We start from the raw sequence: 14,211 nt of genomic DNA on the forward strand, positions 1-14,211 counted from the left end.
GTTCCGGGTTTCTCCGCATTGATTCCATAGCGGCATCGGGTGTTAGGTTCGGGCATTCGTTGATCCCAGACCATAACCGGAGAAATCCATGCAGCGGGAAGGCGATTGGAAGATCGCAAAGGGGTCCATCCTCCTGGCCAGCATACCCGGGGATGTCGCCGACATGATCCTGGCCCGTTCCGATATCCGCGAGTTTGGCCGGTCGGCGACGATCTTCCTGCAGGGCGATACCGCCCACAGCGTCTATATCGTGCTGGAAGGCTGGGTGAAGCTTTTCCGGATAGCGCATAACGGGGCGGAGGCGGTGGTCGGCACCTTCACCAAGGGCCGAAGCTTCGGAGAGGCGGTGGCGTTTCGCGGCGACGTCTATCCGGTCGCCGCCGAGGCGGTCACCGATTGCCGGCTGATGCAGGTTCCCGCGGCACTGGTGCTGCATATGATGAAGTCGCAGCCGGAGCTTTGCATCTCAATGCTGGCGGCGACCTTCAAGCACCTCCACGCGCTGGTCGAACAGGTCGAGCAACTGAAGGCCCAGACCGGCGCGCAACGGCTGGCCGAATTCCTGCTCGACCTCTGCCCCGTCGCCGAAGGGGCATGTACCGTCACATTGCCCTATGACAAGGTGCTGATCGCAGGGCGGCTGGGCATGAAGCCGGAAAGCCTCTCCCGCGCGTTCTCGCGGCTGAAACAGCGCGGCGTGGCGATCAGCCACAATCACGCCGCCATCGCCGATGTCGGGCGGTTGCGCTCCTATGTCGAAGAGGACCGCGCCGAGGCGTGGAGCAAGGCCCAGTGAGCGGAGAAATCGAAACGGTCATCTCGGCGATTGACAGGGCCAATGCCGCCGATCCGACGCTGGAGCAGGAGACCTGCGAACCAGCGGCACTCGTCTATGGCCGGCGGATGTCGGAGGAACTCGACCGCATCTGCCCGGATGCGTCCGAACATCTGCGGATCGCCACGCGCGGTCAGCACATCGAGCGCTGGAAGCTGCCGCGAAGCGCCTATCCCGACGGTCGCGAGGGCTATCACGCCTGGCGCAGGGCACAGGCGTTGGCGCATGGCGCGCGGGTAGCGGAATTGATGATGGCCGCGGGCTACAGCGAAGCGGACGGAGTGCGTGTCGCCCAGATGCTGCGGAAGGAAGGGATCAAGCGCGATCCGGAGGTGCAGATGCTGGAGGACGTGATCTGCCTGGTGTTCCTGCGCTGGTATTTCGCGGATTTCGCCGCCAGGCACGAGCCTGCAAAGGTGTTCGGCATCATTGCCAAGACCGCGCGCAAGATGTCGGCCAAGGGACGCGCCCGCGTCGCCGCCGAATTCGACTTGCCGCCCGAGCTTGCGCCCGCGCTGGCGGTCTGAGGAACCGGCTGGCGCGGCAAGGCAGGCCAAGAACTGTCTCGTCTCCGGTTCGCGCGCCCATCAACGATCACAGGTCAAAGGATGGCTTCGAGCGATACATCCGGATGGGCCTGCAGCAGCGAATCAATTGCATCGCCGGGCATCAGGCAGAAGGCGGTCGACAGCCCGTCGGCCAGCGCCGCGCTGTCGGCCGCCACCGACACCAGCCGCCAGCGGGCTTCGGCGCGCCCTGTCCGCGGATCGAGGATGTGGCCGACGCGACCGGCCTTGTCCAGCTGCGTGCCGAGCGGCGCCGAGGTCGCCAGCGCGCGATCACAGAGCGGGGTTGCGCCGACGAACTCGCCGTCCGGCGTCGCGATCGCGGCACGCCAGGGTTTATGATCGGGGCGGCGGCCGAGAGCGGCGATCTCGCCCATGTCGATCAGCACGTCGGTCAGTCCGCGCGCCCGGACCAGCGCTGCTACCCGGTCGGCGATGTATCCTTGTGCGATGCCGTTGAGCGTCAAAGCCATGCCCTCGCGCTCGAAGCGGATCGCGTCCCGACTGTGACGCAGATGCATCCAACCTGTTCGTCTCTTGGCCTCGGCAATCTCTCCGGCTTCGAGCCGCCGCCTTTCCTGGGCGGCCAGAGCTAGCAATTGCCAGAGGGGCTGGATCGTCGGATCGAACGCGCCGCCGGTCAAGCGATGGAGCGAATCCGACAGGGCGAGGAGTTCGACCAGCTCGCTCGGCGGAGTATCCAGCTTTCCCGTAGTGTTCAGGCGCGCCAGTGCGGAACCAGCGCGATACAGGCTGAAGATTCCTTCCAGCCGGTCGATCTCGGCCCGTGTGGCGGCAAAAATCTCGTCGGCGGCGTCATCCCCTATTCCGACCAGCGTCATGGCGCTCTCGGCGCCGAGTGCCGCGCCGCGCCAGCGCGTCACCGGCGCCTCGGCCAGAGCCTGGCGGGGCAGGGCGGCGGCGGCGCAGATCGTCATGAAGCGGCGCCGGGTCAGGCAAGGTCTCATGGTGGGTTCTCCCGCGCGCTCGGGGCCGTCGGACGGGCGCGTCGCTTCAGCACCAGGCAGGTGTTCGGATCGTGGTAGATCGTCTGGCAGTGCAGGCAAAGAACGCATTCATTGGGATTGATCCGACCGATCGGGTCGATGGCGCCGACCATGCATCTGGTTTCGCAAAGCCTGCATTCCCGTCCGCACTGGGGGCGGCGGCGCAGCCAGTCGAACAGCTTGAGCTTGGCCGGGATCGCCAGCGCCGCGCCAAGCGGACAGAGGTAGCGGCAGTAGAACCGCTCGATGAAAAGCCCGGCGACGAGAAGCGCTACGGCGAAGAGGACAAAGGGCCAGGCCCGCATGAAGTGCATCGACATGGCCGTTTTGAAAGGCTCGATCTCGGCGAGCACCAGCGCCTGATCCATCGAGTAGAACGACAGGCCGAGGATCGCGACGAAGGCGGTGTATTTGATCGCCCAGAGACGCTCGTGAACGCCGAACGGCACGGTGATCTGCGGAACGCGGAGGCGCTTGGCGATCTCGTTCGTCAACTCCTGCAGCGCGCCGAAGGGGCAGAGCCAGCCGCAGAATACGCCGCGTCCCCAGAACAGGAGCCCGAGAGCGACGAAGCCCCAGAGCATGAAGATCACCGGCTCGATCAGGAATGTCTCCCAGCGAAAGCCGGTGAGCAGCGATTGCAGGAACGCCACCACCTGAACGACGGACAGTTGCCCGCCGGCGATCCAGCCCAGCCACACCAGCGTCACCGTCAGGAATGTGATCCGGCCCCAGCGCCAGAGTGCGGGACGGCGCACGAACGCCTCCTGAAGGAAGAGGATCACCGCGAGGCTGGTCAGCATCAGGCCGACGCCGACGATCTCGGGTTGCTTGCGCTGCCAGGCCGAGACCCACAATGGCTCCGTGTCCGGCATGATCTCCGGTGGCAGAAGAAACTGGCCGGGCAGGGTGTAATCGACCGCTATGCGCATCGAGACCGGTTCGCCGTCGGTGTCGCGGCTCGCCGTCACCTCGACCCGAAACGATTGTGTCGGATCGAAGCCGTCGGCGGGCAGCCGAAAGACGCTCATTTCCTTGAAGTCGGGTGCGCCGGCGGCCGCGAGCCGGTCGATCCTGAGATAGTCCCCGCTGTCGAAGGTGATGGTTTCCTCATCCTGGATCACCGCGATCCGGTCGAAATCGCCGGTGCGACGCCAGTCTGTGCCCCGATGCGAATGCAGGCCGCGGGAGGCTACGAACAACGCCGTTTCGCCGGGGCCCAAGACCGCCATCGCCCGGGTGAAAAGCGCCTGGCCGAGCAGGTTCCGTCCGATCGTCGGCGGGTCGAGAAGCCCGACCCAGAGATCGAGAAACGACGCCTCGCCCGGCGGTGGCGGTATCTTGGCGGCGCTGAGCGCCGCGCGCGCCTGATCGAGACTGACGGTGGTGCGCGCGAGCGCGCCTTCGGCCAGCAACGCATCCCAGGACATCGGTCTGAACCCGATCTGGTCGATCGCCGTTCCCCGCCCCAGCGCCAGGGCAACCGTGCGGGCGGTCCGCAAAATGGCATCGCGGATCACGCCGGTCGACACGGTCGCGCGCGAGATCACATCAGGAAGGTCGGGGCGGTCGGCGAAGTCGATGGTCGGCGGGCGGGTCAGATCGACCCCGGCGAAGCCGTCGACATAGTCGGCGATGTCCGATTCAGAAATTCCGAGAGTCAGGACCGGCTCGCTTTGGCGGATGAGCCGGGCACCCGCGATCCGGCCCTCGCGCGTCACAGCGACGAGGATATCGATCGGGCGTCCCGAATAGCCGACGGATTCGGTGATTTCCCAGGTCGAGGCGATATGGCCGATCGGGCCGTCCGGTGCCGTGACCGACCAACTCGGCACCGCCCCTTCCTGCCGCGTTACGCGGAGAGTTCCCTCAACACCGAACAGACGCGCGGCCAGGGCCGGGTCGGGCGCGACCGTCACGTGCTCGCTATTGAATTGCAGCAGGCCATCGGCCTGCGCGCCACCTCCCAGTCCCGGCAACGCGAAGGCCATGGCGAATATGATCAAGGCCAGCCTCGGCCGCATCACGGATCATCCTTTCGCTTTTCACCACGATGATGCCGCTTCCCCACCGGCACCTTGATGAAAGTCAAGGAACGTCGCCGCCTGGGCGGGCATCTTCCGCTTTGAACCTGCCCGCCAACGGAGGACGCCCCATGAAAACCATTTGCGAAATGCGGAGCTTGAAGCTCCTCGCAGGCATCGCCTTACCGCTCGCGCTTGGGGCGACGGGCGCCGTCGCACAGGAAAAACCGCAGGGGCATGGCGACACGCCGGCCGCGAAATATGTCTACAGCGCGACTTCACTCGCTGACATCAGCGTGGAAATTCCGGGCCTCAAGCCCGATGATCCGGTCATTACGGCGGAAGAATTCAACGCGGCCGCCACGATTTACTTCGAGCGCTGCGCCGGCTGCCACGGGGTGCTGCGCAAGGGCGCCACCGGCAAGGCGCTGACCCCCGACATCACCCGCGAGAACGGCTACGAATATCTGCGGGATTTCATGACCTACGGCTCGCCTGCCGGCATGCCGAATTGGGGCACTTCGGGTGAGCTCTCCGAAGAGCAGATCGACATGTTGGCGCGTTACCTGCTGATCGAGCCGCCGGCACCGCCCGAGTTCGGTATGCCCGAGATGCGCGCAACCTGGAAGGTCTTGGTCGCGCCCGAGGATCGGCCCACGGAAAAGATGAACGATATCGATATCGACAATCTGTTTTCCGTGACCTTGCGCGACTCTGGCCAGATCGCGCTGATCGACGGCGCGACCTACGAGATTCATACGGTGATCGACACCGGCTACGCGGTGCATATCAGCCGCATCTCGGCGTCGGGCCGCTATCTCTATGTCATCGGCCGCGACGCCAAGGTCAACATGATCGACCTGTGGCTGGAAACGCCGGCGACGGTGGCCCAAATCAAGATCGGGGCCGAGGCACGCTCGGTCGAGACCTCTAAGATGGAGGGCTGGGAGGACAAATACGCGATCGCGGGCGCCTATTGGCCGCCGCAATACGTCATTATGGACGGCGACACGCTGGAGCCAAAGAAGATCGTCTCGACGCGGGGCATGATCTACGACAGCCAGGAATATCACCCCGAGCCACGCGTGGCGGCGATCGTCGCGTCGCACTACCGCCCCGAATTCATCGTGAACGTCAAGGAGACCGGCAAGATCCTGCTGGTCGACTACTCCGACATCCAGAACCTCAAGGTCACCGAGATCGAGGCCGAGCGGTTCCTGCATGATGGCGGATTCGACTCCACCAAGCGCTATTTCCTGACCGCCGCAAATGCGCGGGGCAAGGTCGCGGTGATCGACACCAAGGAAGGCGAGTTGACGGCGTTGCTGGAGACCGGCGGCGAGACGCCGCATCCCGGCCGTGGCGCCAATTTGAACCATCCCGTCTACGGGCCGGTCTGGGCGACCTCGCATCTGGGCGACGAGACCATCGCGCTGATCGGGACCGACCCCGAGGCGAACCCCGAAAACGCCTGGAAAGTGGTGCAGCAGCTTGAGGGACTGGGCGGCGGTTCGCTGTTCGTGAAGTCACACCCGACCTCGAACCATCTCTATGTGGACGCGCCGCTGAATCCCGACGCTGAGGTGACCGCCTCAATCGCGGTCTTCAAGATCGACGAACTCGACAAGGAAGAGCCCGAATACGCGGTTCTGCCGATCGTCGAGTGGGCGGGGATCGCCGAAGGCCAGCCCCGCGTCGTGCAAGGCGAATTCAATCAGGCGGGTGACGAGATCTGGTTCTCGGTCTGGAACGCCAAGGATCTGGAATCGGCCATTGTCATCGTCGACGACAAGACGCTGGAACTCAAGCATGTGATCAAGGATCCGCGCCTGGTCACGCCGACCGGCAAGTTCAACGTCTTCAACACGCGCCAGGACGTCTACTGACGCGCCCGGGGGCGGCGACACACGCCGCCCCCGACTCGATCTGTCGGGGAGAATGCCATGAAGACGCGCGGACGGGTGTTTTTGGTCGGGGCGGGTCCGGGCGATCCGGAGCTTTTGACGTTGAAAGCGGCGCGCGTTCTGGAACTGGCGCATGTCGTCGTCCATGACCGTCTGGTGTCGCCCGAAGTGCTGGCGCTGGCACCGCCGACGGCGCGGCTTGTGCCGGTCGGCAAGGCGCCGACCTCCCATCCGGTTCCGCAGGAGCGGATCAACGAAATCCTCGTCGATCTGGCACTCGGAGGGCAGACGGTGGTGCGATTGAAGGGCGGCGATCCTTTCATCTTCGGACGCGGTTCGGAAGAGGCCGAAGCCTTGCGGGCCGCGGGAGTTCCGGTCGAAATAGTCCCCGGCATTACGGCGGCGCAGGGGGCGGCCTCCGTCACCGGTGTGCCGCTGACCCATCGCGGGCTGGCGACGGGCGTGCGCTACGTGACCGGACACTGCCGGAGTGACAGGCCGCTCGACTACGAATGGCAAGGACTGGCGGATGCCCGGACCACTCTGGTCATCTATATGGGAGCCGCCAACATCGCCGAGATTTCCGAACGGCTGATCGCGCACGGCATGCCCGCGGCGACGCCCGTGCTGGCCATCGCCAATGCGACGACGCCGCGCGAGCGGCGGCTGGCCTCCCGTCTGGACCGGATCGCGAGCGACATGGCCGCGGCGCGTCTGACCGGCCCGGTGCTGTTCCTGATCGGCGATGTCGTCTCGCTCTACCGCTCGTCACCCGCCGAAATGTTCACGCAACTTGCCGCCGTTCATCCGCCGTTGGCTCATGCGTGAGGTTCTGGTGGCGCTTCTGCTCGTTTTCGGGGCACCGGCGTTGGCGCAGGAACTGCCGCCGGGCCGGGCCGCCGAACTCGAGCGTTTGGTGCTGCAGGATTGCGGCTCATGCCACGGGATGACGCTGAAAGGCGGGCTGGGCCCGGATATCCGGGCCGAGACGCTGGCCGGGACGCCGTCCGAGGGGCTTGCCGCCATCATTCTCGATGGCGTTCCGGGAACCGCGATGCCGCCGTGGCGCCCGCTCCTTAGCGATGCAGAGGCGGCCTGGATCGCCGGCTATCTCTTGGACGGAGGCAATGAATGAGCTGCGGCTTTTCCCTTGGTCTGATCATGCTGGTGTCGATCTCCGCGGCCTTCCTCGGTGTCGCCCCGGCGCAGGATCTCCGCGCCACGGGCGATCTGGGCGTGGTGGTGGAACGGGCCACCGGCTCGCTGCTGATCATCGACCAGTCCGAGCACGCCGCCATCGGGCGGGTCGAGGGGCTGGGCGATCTGTCCCATGCCTCGGTGGTGTTCTCGGCGGATGAGCGTTTCGCTTTCGTCTTCGGACGCGACGGCGGGCTGACCAAAGTCGATCTGCTGACCCAGTCGATCGATGGCCGCGTCGTGCAATCGGGCAACGCCATCGGCGGCGCGATCTCCGACGATGGGCAACTCGTCGCGGTCTCGAATTACGAGCCGGGCGGCGTGCGCGTCTTCGACGCCGAAACGCTGGAGAGCGTCGCCGATATTCCGACCGGGTCGAAGACCATCGGCTTGGTCGACGCGCCGGGGCGGCGCTTCGTCTTCACCCTCTGGGACGCGGGGGAGACGTGGATCGCGGACTTTTCCGGCGAGGAGCCGGCGATCACCCGGATCGGCGGGATCGGCCGAAACCCCTATGACGCGCTGATCACCGGCGACGGGCGGCGCTACATCGCGGGGCTGTTCGGCGAGGACGGGCTGACAGCGCTCGATCTGTGGCAGGATCCGCCGGTCCCGCAGCGGATTTTGTCGGGCTACGGCAAGGGCGAGGAAGCGCTGCCCGTCTACAAGATGCCGCATCTGGAAGGCTGGGCGCTGGCGGGCGAGCGTTTCGTTCTGCCCGCCGTCGGGCGGCACGAAGTGCTCTGGGTCGACAGCCGGACATTGGCGGAGGCGGGTCGCACGGCGACCCACGGCCAGCCCGTCTTCGCCGTCGCCCGCCCGGACGGGCGTCAGGTCTGGGTCAATTTCGCCCACCCCTTGAACGATACGATCGAGGTGATCGATACGCTGACGCCGGGACCCGCCGTTCTGCACATGGAATTCACCGCCCGCGGCCACGAGGTCTGGGTTTCGGTCCGCGACGCCGGGCGCGTCGACATTTATGACGCCCGCAGTTTCGAGAAGCTCGGCGAGATCGCGGCGGAGAATCCGTCGGGGATTTTCTTCACCGCGCGCGCCCATCGGACGGGGCTCTGAGCGATGAGCTTGACCGTCGACGCCATCGATCGCGCGCTGCTCGATAATTGGCAGCGGGATTTTCCGCTGGTGCCACGACCGTTTGCCGCCATCGCCGAGCGGATGGATCTTCGTCAGGAGGACGTTCTGAAACGGCTCGCGGAGCTGATGGCCGCTGGCGCTGTCAGCCGCGTCGGCGCGACCTGCCGGCCGGGCACCGCCGGCGCGAGCACGCTGGCCGCCGTCGCGGCTCCCGAATGGCGGATCGACGAGATCGCTGCCGTCATCGGCGGCGAGCCGGGCGTGAACCACTCCTATCTGCGCGAGAACCGCTGGAACCTCTGGTTCGTCGTGACCGGCCCCGACCGACCCCATGTCGACGCGACGCTTGACCGGATTCGCGTGCGACCGAAACGCGAGGTTCTCGATCTGCCGCTGGTGCGCGCGTTCAATGTCGATCTGGGCTTCTCGCTCGACGGCGGCGGCCACGTACCGCCGGCACGCGAGCATATCGACGCGGGCGTACTGGAACCGGAGGACCGGCCAATCATGCAGGCGCTCTCGACCGGGCTGGCGCTGGTGCCCCGTCCTTTCGCCGAATTGGGCCGCGGGATCGGCCGCACCGAGGCGGAGGTGCTGGCACGGGTCAAGGCGCTTGCCGCCGCCGGTATCCTGTCGCGGATCGGTGTCATCGTGCGCCATCGCGCGCTCGGCTGGCGATCCAACGCCATGGTTGTCTGGGAGGTGGACGAGGCCGATCTGGATCGCGTCGGCCCGGCGCTGACCGCCGTGCCCGGCGTCACGCTCTGCTATCAACGGCGCGCCGCGCCCGGTGTCTGGCCCTATACGCTCTACTGCATGATCCATGCCCGCAGCCGCGACGAGGCGATGGCGGTGCTGGAGCGGGCCAGCCGCGAGGTCGGTCTTGAGGATACGCCGCATCGGGTGCTGTTCAGCATTCGCTGCTTCAAGCAGACGGGCGCGCTGGTTGTGTCCACGGAAGGAGCAGCGGCATGAGGCGTCCCGCGCCTGAACTCGACGCGACCGACCGGCGGATCGTCAACGGTTTGCAGGAAGGGTTTCCGCTCACGCCACGTCCCTATGCGGAGGCGGCGACGCAGCTTGGCTTGAGCGAGGCCCAACTGATCGAGCGGCTGGGGCGTATGCGCGAAACCGGCGTCATCACGCGCTTCGGCCCGTTCTACGACGCGGCCGCGATCGGAGGGGCCTTCTGCCTCTGCGCGATGGAGGTCCCGGCCGGACGTTTCGAGGCGGTGGCGGCGATGGTCAATGGCCATCCGGAGGTCGCGCACAATTACCAACGCGAGCATCGTCTCAACATGTGGTTCGTGCTGGCGACCGAAACGGCGGAGGCGATCGAGGCCGTCGCCGAAGAAATCGAGGCGGAGACGGGGCTTGCCGTGCTGCGGTTTCCGAAGCTGCGGGAATTCTTCATCGGTTTCAGGGTGGCGGCATGAGCATCGACACGATCGACCGCGGGATCATCGAGGCAACCCAGGCGGGGCTTCCGCTGACGCCCGCGCCCTATGCCGCGATCGCGGCGAAGCTGGGCCTGGACGAAGCTGAGGTAATCGAGCGCTTGGCGTCCATGCGCGAACGCGGCGTGATCCGCCGCATCGGGGCGGCGCCCAATCATTACGCGCTCGGCATGATCGCCAACGGCATGACGGTCTGGGATGTCGAGGACGCCGCAGCAGAGCGCCTCGGCGCCGAGGTGGGCGCGTTGGATTTCGTCTCGCACTGCTATCTGAGGCCCCGTGCGCGACCCGTCTGGCCCTACAATCTCTTCGCCATGGTGCATGGCAGCGATCGCAACGAGGTCGAGGCGAAACGCGAGCGCATCGCGGCATTGCTTGGTCCCGCCCGCCGGTCCGGCGACATCCTCTATTCGACCCGCATCCTGAAGAAAACCGGTCTGCGGCTTGGCCGCAAAGGAGGGCGCTGATGTTCCGCCTCTCGCATTACATGCGTCAGCTGGTCGACCCGACCCCGGTGCGCTCCCGCCGCGGGCCGGTCAAGCCGGTGGTGATCTGGAACCTGACCCGGCGCTGCAACCTGCGCTGCCGCCACTGCTACACCAGTTCTGCGGATGTGGCGTTTCCCGGAGAGCTGACCCATGAGCAGGCGATGGGCGTACTGGAGGATCTCGGCGGGTTCGGTATCCCCGCGCTGATCCTTTCCGGCGGTGAACCGCTGGCCCGCCGCGACGTCTTCGAGATTGCCGAGCGGGCGCGGCAGATGAAGATGTATCTCGCGCTTTCCACCAACGGCACCGCTATCGTCGGCGCGGCGGCCGACCGGGTGGCCGAGATCGGCTTCGACTATGTCGGCATCAGCCTCGACGGGATCGGCGAGACCAACGACTGGTTCCGGGGCAAGGTCGGCGCCTTCGACGAGGCGCTGGCGGGCGTTAGGGCCTGCAAGGAGCGCGACATCAAGGTCGGTCTGCGCTTCACCATCACCGAGGACAACGCCCATCAGCTATCCGAGATGCTGGCGCTGGCCGATGCCGAAGGCGTGGACAAGTTCTACCTGTCGCATCTGGTCTATGCCGGACGGGGCGACAAGCACCGGGGCGAGGACGCCGGCTGGTCGCGGTCGCGTCATGCGATGGAGCTTCTGATCGATCGCGCCTGGGTCGCGGCGGCCGAAGGCATGCCGCTGGAGATCGTCACCGGCAACAACGACGCCGACGCGGTCTACTTCCTGCGCTGGGCCGAACGCCTTTTCCCGGCCGAGCGGGTCGCGCATCTGCGCGCGCATCTGGAGGCCTGGGGCGGCAATTCCTCCGGTCTGGGCGTGGCCAATATCGACCCGCAGGGCAATGTGCATCCCGATACCTATTGGTCGGACTACACCATCGGCAGCGTCAAGGAGCACCGCTTCTCCGAGCTGTGGACCGGTGACGACCCGATGCTGGCGCAGCTGCGCCGCCGTCCGCGCCCGCTGAAGGGCCGTTGCGGCGCTTGCGCCTATCAGAGCGTGTGCGGCGGCAATACCCGAATCCGCGCGCTCCAGCTCACGGGTGATCCCTGGGCCGAGGATCCGGCCTGCTACATGAGCGACGCCGAGATCGGGGTCAAAGCGGCCGGGCGCCTGACTGTCACGCCGTTTCGGGGAAAGAGCCATGATCCGGTTCATCGTTTTCACTAGCCTGTTGCTGGCGGTCTTCGCCGGCGCGGCACGAGGCGAGCCGCGGGCGCTCTACTCACGCTATTGCGCCGAATGCCACGGCGCCGACCGACTCGGCGGCACCGGCCCGGCGCTGATCCCGGAGACACTGGAGCGGATGCGGGGCCCAAAACTTGGCGCGGTCATCGCCGAAGGCCGCGTTGCGACGCAAATGCCCGGCTTCGCCGACACCCTGAGCCCGGACGAGATCGCGGCTCTGGGCGAATACCTGACCACGTCGCTGGCAAAAATACCGGACTGGGATCCGGAGCAGATCGAACGAACCCGGACGCTCGACCCGGACTATGTGCCCGTCACGGCCCCGGCCTTCGATGCCGATCCGCTGAACCTGTTCCTCGTCGTCGAGACCGGGGATCATCATGTCAGTGTCGTCGACGGGGACGGCTTTACGGTGCTGGATCGATTCCCGACGCCCTTCGCGGTGCATGGCGGGCCGAAATTCACGCCGGACGGGCGTTTCGTTTTCATCATGTCGCGCGACGGCTGGGTGCAGAAATACGATCTGTGGAGCCTTGCCGAGATCGGCCGCGTCCGCGCCGGGCTGAACAGCCGCAACATCGCGATCTCCAGGGACGGCAAGCATCTGGCGGTGGCGAACTATCTGCCGCGCACACTGACCATTCTTGCGACCGCCGATCTGTCGGTGGAGAAAGTCTTCGAGGTGGCGGACAAGGACGGCACGGCCTCGCGGGTCTCCGCCGTCTATCAGGCGCCGCAGCGCGACAGTTTCATTCTAGCGCTCAAGGACGCGCCGGAGATCTGGGAGATCGCGACCGATCCCGATGCCGCGCCGGTCTATGAGGGCTATGTCCACAGTTACGAGAAGGGAATGGTCGAAGCGATCGCCGGGTCCGAGGGGCTGTTCGCGCTGCGCCGGATCGCGGTGACGAGCCCGCTCGATGATTTCTTCTTCACGCCGGATTACCGCCACCTGATCGGCGCGGCGCGCGACGGCGAACGCGGCGTGGTGGTGAACCTGACCGTCGGTCGCGAGATTGCGGAGCTGCCGCTGCCCGGCCTGCCGCATCTCGGCTCGGGCATCTCCTGGATCAGAGACGGCCGGCGGGTGATGGCGACGCCGCATCTGAAGCAGGCGCGGCTCTCGGTCATCGACATCGAGACCTGGGAGGTGGTCAAGACGATCGAGACGCTCGGTCCCGGCTTCTTCCTGCGCAGCCACGAAAACAGCCGCTATGTCTGGGCCGACGTGTTCTTCGGCCCGAACCGCGACGCAATGCATGTGATCGCCAAGCAGACGCTGGAGATCGTCGAGACCCTGCGCCCGGTTCCCGGTGCCACCGTCGCCCATGTCGAGTTCGACCGGGACGGCAAGCACGCGCTGGTCAGCGTCTGGGAGGATGACGGCGCGGTCATCGTCTACAACGCGCAAACGCTTGAGGAAGTCACCCGTTTGCCGATGAGGAAGCCCTCGGGAAAATACAATGTCTGGAACAAGATCAGCTTCTCGGATGGCACCAGCCACTGAGCCGCACGCCGCGCTCATCGTCGCGCACGGCTCCCCCTCGGCGCCCGGGCGGCCGGAGGCAGAGCTCTCCGCGCTGGCCGACCGTGTGGCGGCGAGGCTTCCCGGCTGGAGTGTTCGCGGCGCGACGCTGGCCGGTCGCGGCACGCTGAAAGCGGCGCTCGAAACGTTCTCGAACCGGCAGGTCCTGATCTATCCCTTGTTCATGTCGGACGGCTGGTTCGTCAGCCGCGAATTGCCGCGACGGATCGGCGAGCTCCGCGACGGCTCCTTCGCGATGCTGTCGCCGCTGGGCCTCGATCCGGCCCTGCACGCGCTTTGCCTCGACTATTTGCGCCGCGCCGCGTCGGAGCAAGATTTGCCCCTGGAGGAGACGACCGTGCTCCTCGCCGCGCATGGATCGCCATCGGATCCCCGACCACGCGAAGCCGCCGGGAAGGCCGCGCGCTTCATCGCCGCGGCCGGGCTGTTTCGCGCCGTTCGCCTCGGCTTCGTGGACGAGGCTCCGTATCTCGCCGAGGCCGCCCGGCTTGACGGCCCGGCCCTGTGCCTGCCGTTCTTTGCCGGGCGGGCGGGACATGTCGATGTGGACTTGCCCGAGGCTCTCGCCGAGGCGGCTTTTCCCGGTCCAATCCTCAAGCCCGTGGGAACGCGGCCGGAGATCTCGCAAATCGTCGCGGCCGCCCTGGCGATGCAGGCCGCAGGCCGCCGCGGCGTGAAAGCTGGCGGTGCTGACCGCCGTCATTTCGCATAATCGGTCTTCCCTCGGTCCAGGGGTTGGCAATCATCTCCCGCCGCGGCCGTACACACTCATGCACATCGTTGCGATGGGCACCTTTCTCAGCGCCGGTTTCGGCATCCAATTGCCGATACTTGACTTTCGTCAAGCCGCCGCCGTGTGCGCGTGAGTATTCTTGAAAGGTCTC

The 14,211-nt window shown here is 66.3% G+C and carries 14 protein-coding genes; 12 read left to right on the top strand and 2 right to left on the bottom strand.

Features of this window, described 5'->3' with window-relative positions; translation table 11 throughout:
• Positions 1–88: 88 nt before the first annotated feature.
• Together MJ956_RS14090 and MJ956_RS14095 are read left to right on the top strand one after the other, a co-directional pair.
• Positions 89–796 carry a Crp/Fnr family transcriptional regulator gene (locus MJ956_RS14090; protein WP_253965073.1) on the top strand — a complete coding sequence of 236 codons (708 nt, stop codon included), beginning with the start codon at positions 89–91 and terminating at the stop codon, positions 794–796.
• A complete protein-coding gene (locus tag MJ956_RS14095) occupies positions 793–1,362 on the top strand; it encodes a DUF4202 domain-containing protein (protein ID WP_253965074.1) in 570 nt (189 codons plus the stop codon). Before MJ956_RS14090 ends, MJ956_RS14095 begins: the two co-directional genes overlap by 4 nt.
• Positions 1,363–1,436: 74 nt before the next feature.
• On the opposite strand, the gene MJ956_RS14100 is transcribed toward MJ956_RS14095, so the two are convergent.
• A complete protein-coding gene (locus MJ956_RS14100; protein ID WP_253965075.1) occupies positions 1,437–2,369 on the bottom strand; it encodes an FAD:protein FMN transferase in 933 nt (310 codons plus the stop codon).
• Positions 2,366–4,432 (bottom strand): NosR/NirI family protein, encoded by a 2,067-nt coding sequence (locus MJ956_RS14105; protein WP_253965076.1) that lies wholly within the window; start codon positions 4,430–4,432, stop codon positions 2,366–2,368. Before MJ956_RS14105 ends, MJ956_RS14100 begins: the two co-directional genes overlap by 4 nt.
• A 131-nt stretch (positions 4,433–4,563) precedes the next feature.
• On the opposite strand from MJ956_RS14105, the gene MJ956_RS14110 reads away from it, so the two are divergent.
• From MJ956_RS14110 to MJ956_RS14155, 10 genes are read left to right on the top strand one after another with little or no spacing between them, the layout of a single operon-like run.
• A complete protein-coding gene (locus MJ956_RS14110) occupies positions 4,564–6,318 on the top strand; it encodes a nitrite reductase (protein WP_279327042.1) in 1,755 nt (584 codons plus the stop codon).
• A 57-nt stretch (positions 6,319–6,375) separates the two neighbouring features.
• Complete coding sequence (gene cobA, locus MJ956_RS14115; RefSeq protein ID WP_253965077.1) at positions 6,376–7,164, top strand: uroporphyrinogen-III C-methyltransferase; 789 nt, start codon at positions 6,376–6,378, stop codon at positions 7,162–7,164.
• 7 nt (positions 7,165–7,171) lie between these two features.
• Complete coding sequence (locus MJ956_RS14120) at positions 7,172–7,471, top strand: c-type cytochrome (RefSeq protein WP_253965078.1); 300 nt, start codon at positions 7,172–7,174, stop codon at positions 7,469–7,471.
• Positions 7,468–8,610, top strand: a complete 1,143-nt coding sequence (locus MJ956_RS14125) for a cytochrome D1 domain-containing protein (RefSeq protein ID WP_279327043.1) — start codon at positions 7,468–7,470, stop codon at positions 8,608–8,610. The genes MJ956_RS14120 and MJ956_RS14125 overlap by 4 nt, the downstream gene beginning before the upstream one ends.
• A gap of 3 nt (positions 8,611–8,613) precedes the next feature.
• On the top strand, positions 8,614–9,606 hold the full coding sequence (gene ahbB / locus MJ956_RS14130; RefSeq protein ID WP_253965079.1) for a siroheme decarboxylase subunit beta: 993 nt from the start codon (positions 8,614–8,616) through the stop codon (positions 9,604–9,606).
• Positions 9,603–10,067, top strand: coding sequence for an Lrp/AsnC family transcriptional regulator (locus MJ956_RS14135; protein ID WP_253965080.1), 465 nt, complete (start codon positions 9,603–9,605; stop codon positions 10,065–10,067). The genes ahbB (MJ956_RS14130) and MJ956_RS14135 overlap by 4 nt, the downstream gene beginning before the upstream one ends.
• Positions 10,064–10,555: a siroheme decarboxylase subunit beta gene (ahbB, locus tag MJ956_RS14140; RefSeq protein WP_253965081.1), complete on the top strand. Its 492-nt coding sequence runs from the start codon at positions 10,064–10,066 to the stop codon at positions 10,553–10,555. Before MJ956_RS14135 ends, ahbB (MJ956_RS14140) begins: the two co-directional genes overlap by 4 nt.
• Positions 10,555–11,763 (top strand): heme d1 biosynthesis radical SAM protein NirJ, encoded by a 1,209-nt coding sequence (gene nirJ, locus MJ956_RS14145; protein ID WP_253965082.1) that lies wholly within the window; start codon positions 10,555–10,557, stop codon positions 11,761–11,763. Before ahbB (MJ956_RS14140) ends, nirJ begins: the two co-directional genes overlap by 1 nt.
• Positions 11,738–13,288, top strand: a complete 1,551-nt coding sequence (locus MJ956_RS14150; protein WP_253965083.1) for a nitrite reductase — start codon at positions 11,738–11,740, stop codon at positions 13,286–13,288. Before nirJ ends, MJ956_RS14150 begins: the two co-directional genes overlap by 26 nt.
• The gene (locus MJ956_RS14155) at positions 13,272–14,039 is read left to right on the top strand and encodes a sirohydrochlorin chelatase (protein ID WP_253965084.1); all 768 of its coding nucleotides are present in this window, start codon (positions 13,272–13,274) and stop codon (positions 14,037–14,039) included. The genes MJ956_RS14150 and MJ956_RS14155 overlap by 17 nt, the downstream gene beginning before the upstream one ends.
• The last annotated feature ends 172 nt before the right edge of the window (positions 14,040–14,211 follow it).

Origin of the sequence: Aurantimonas marianensis, assembly GCF_024195285.1 — a bacterium.
GTDB classification, from domain to species: Bacteria; Pseudomonadota; Alphaproteobacteria; order Rhizobiales; family Rhizobiaceae; genus Aurantimonas; species Aurantimonas marianensis.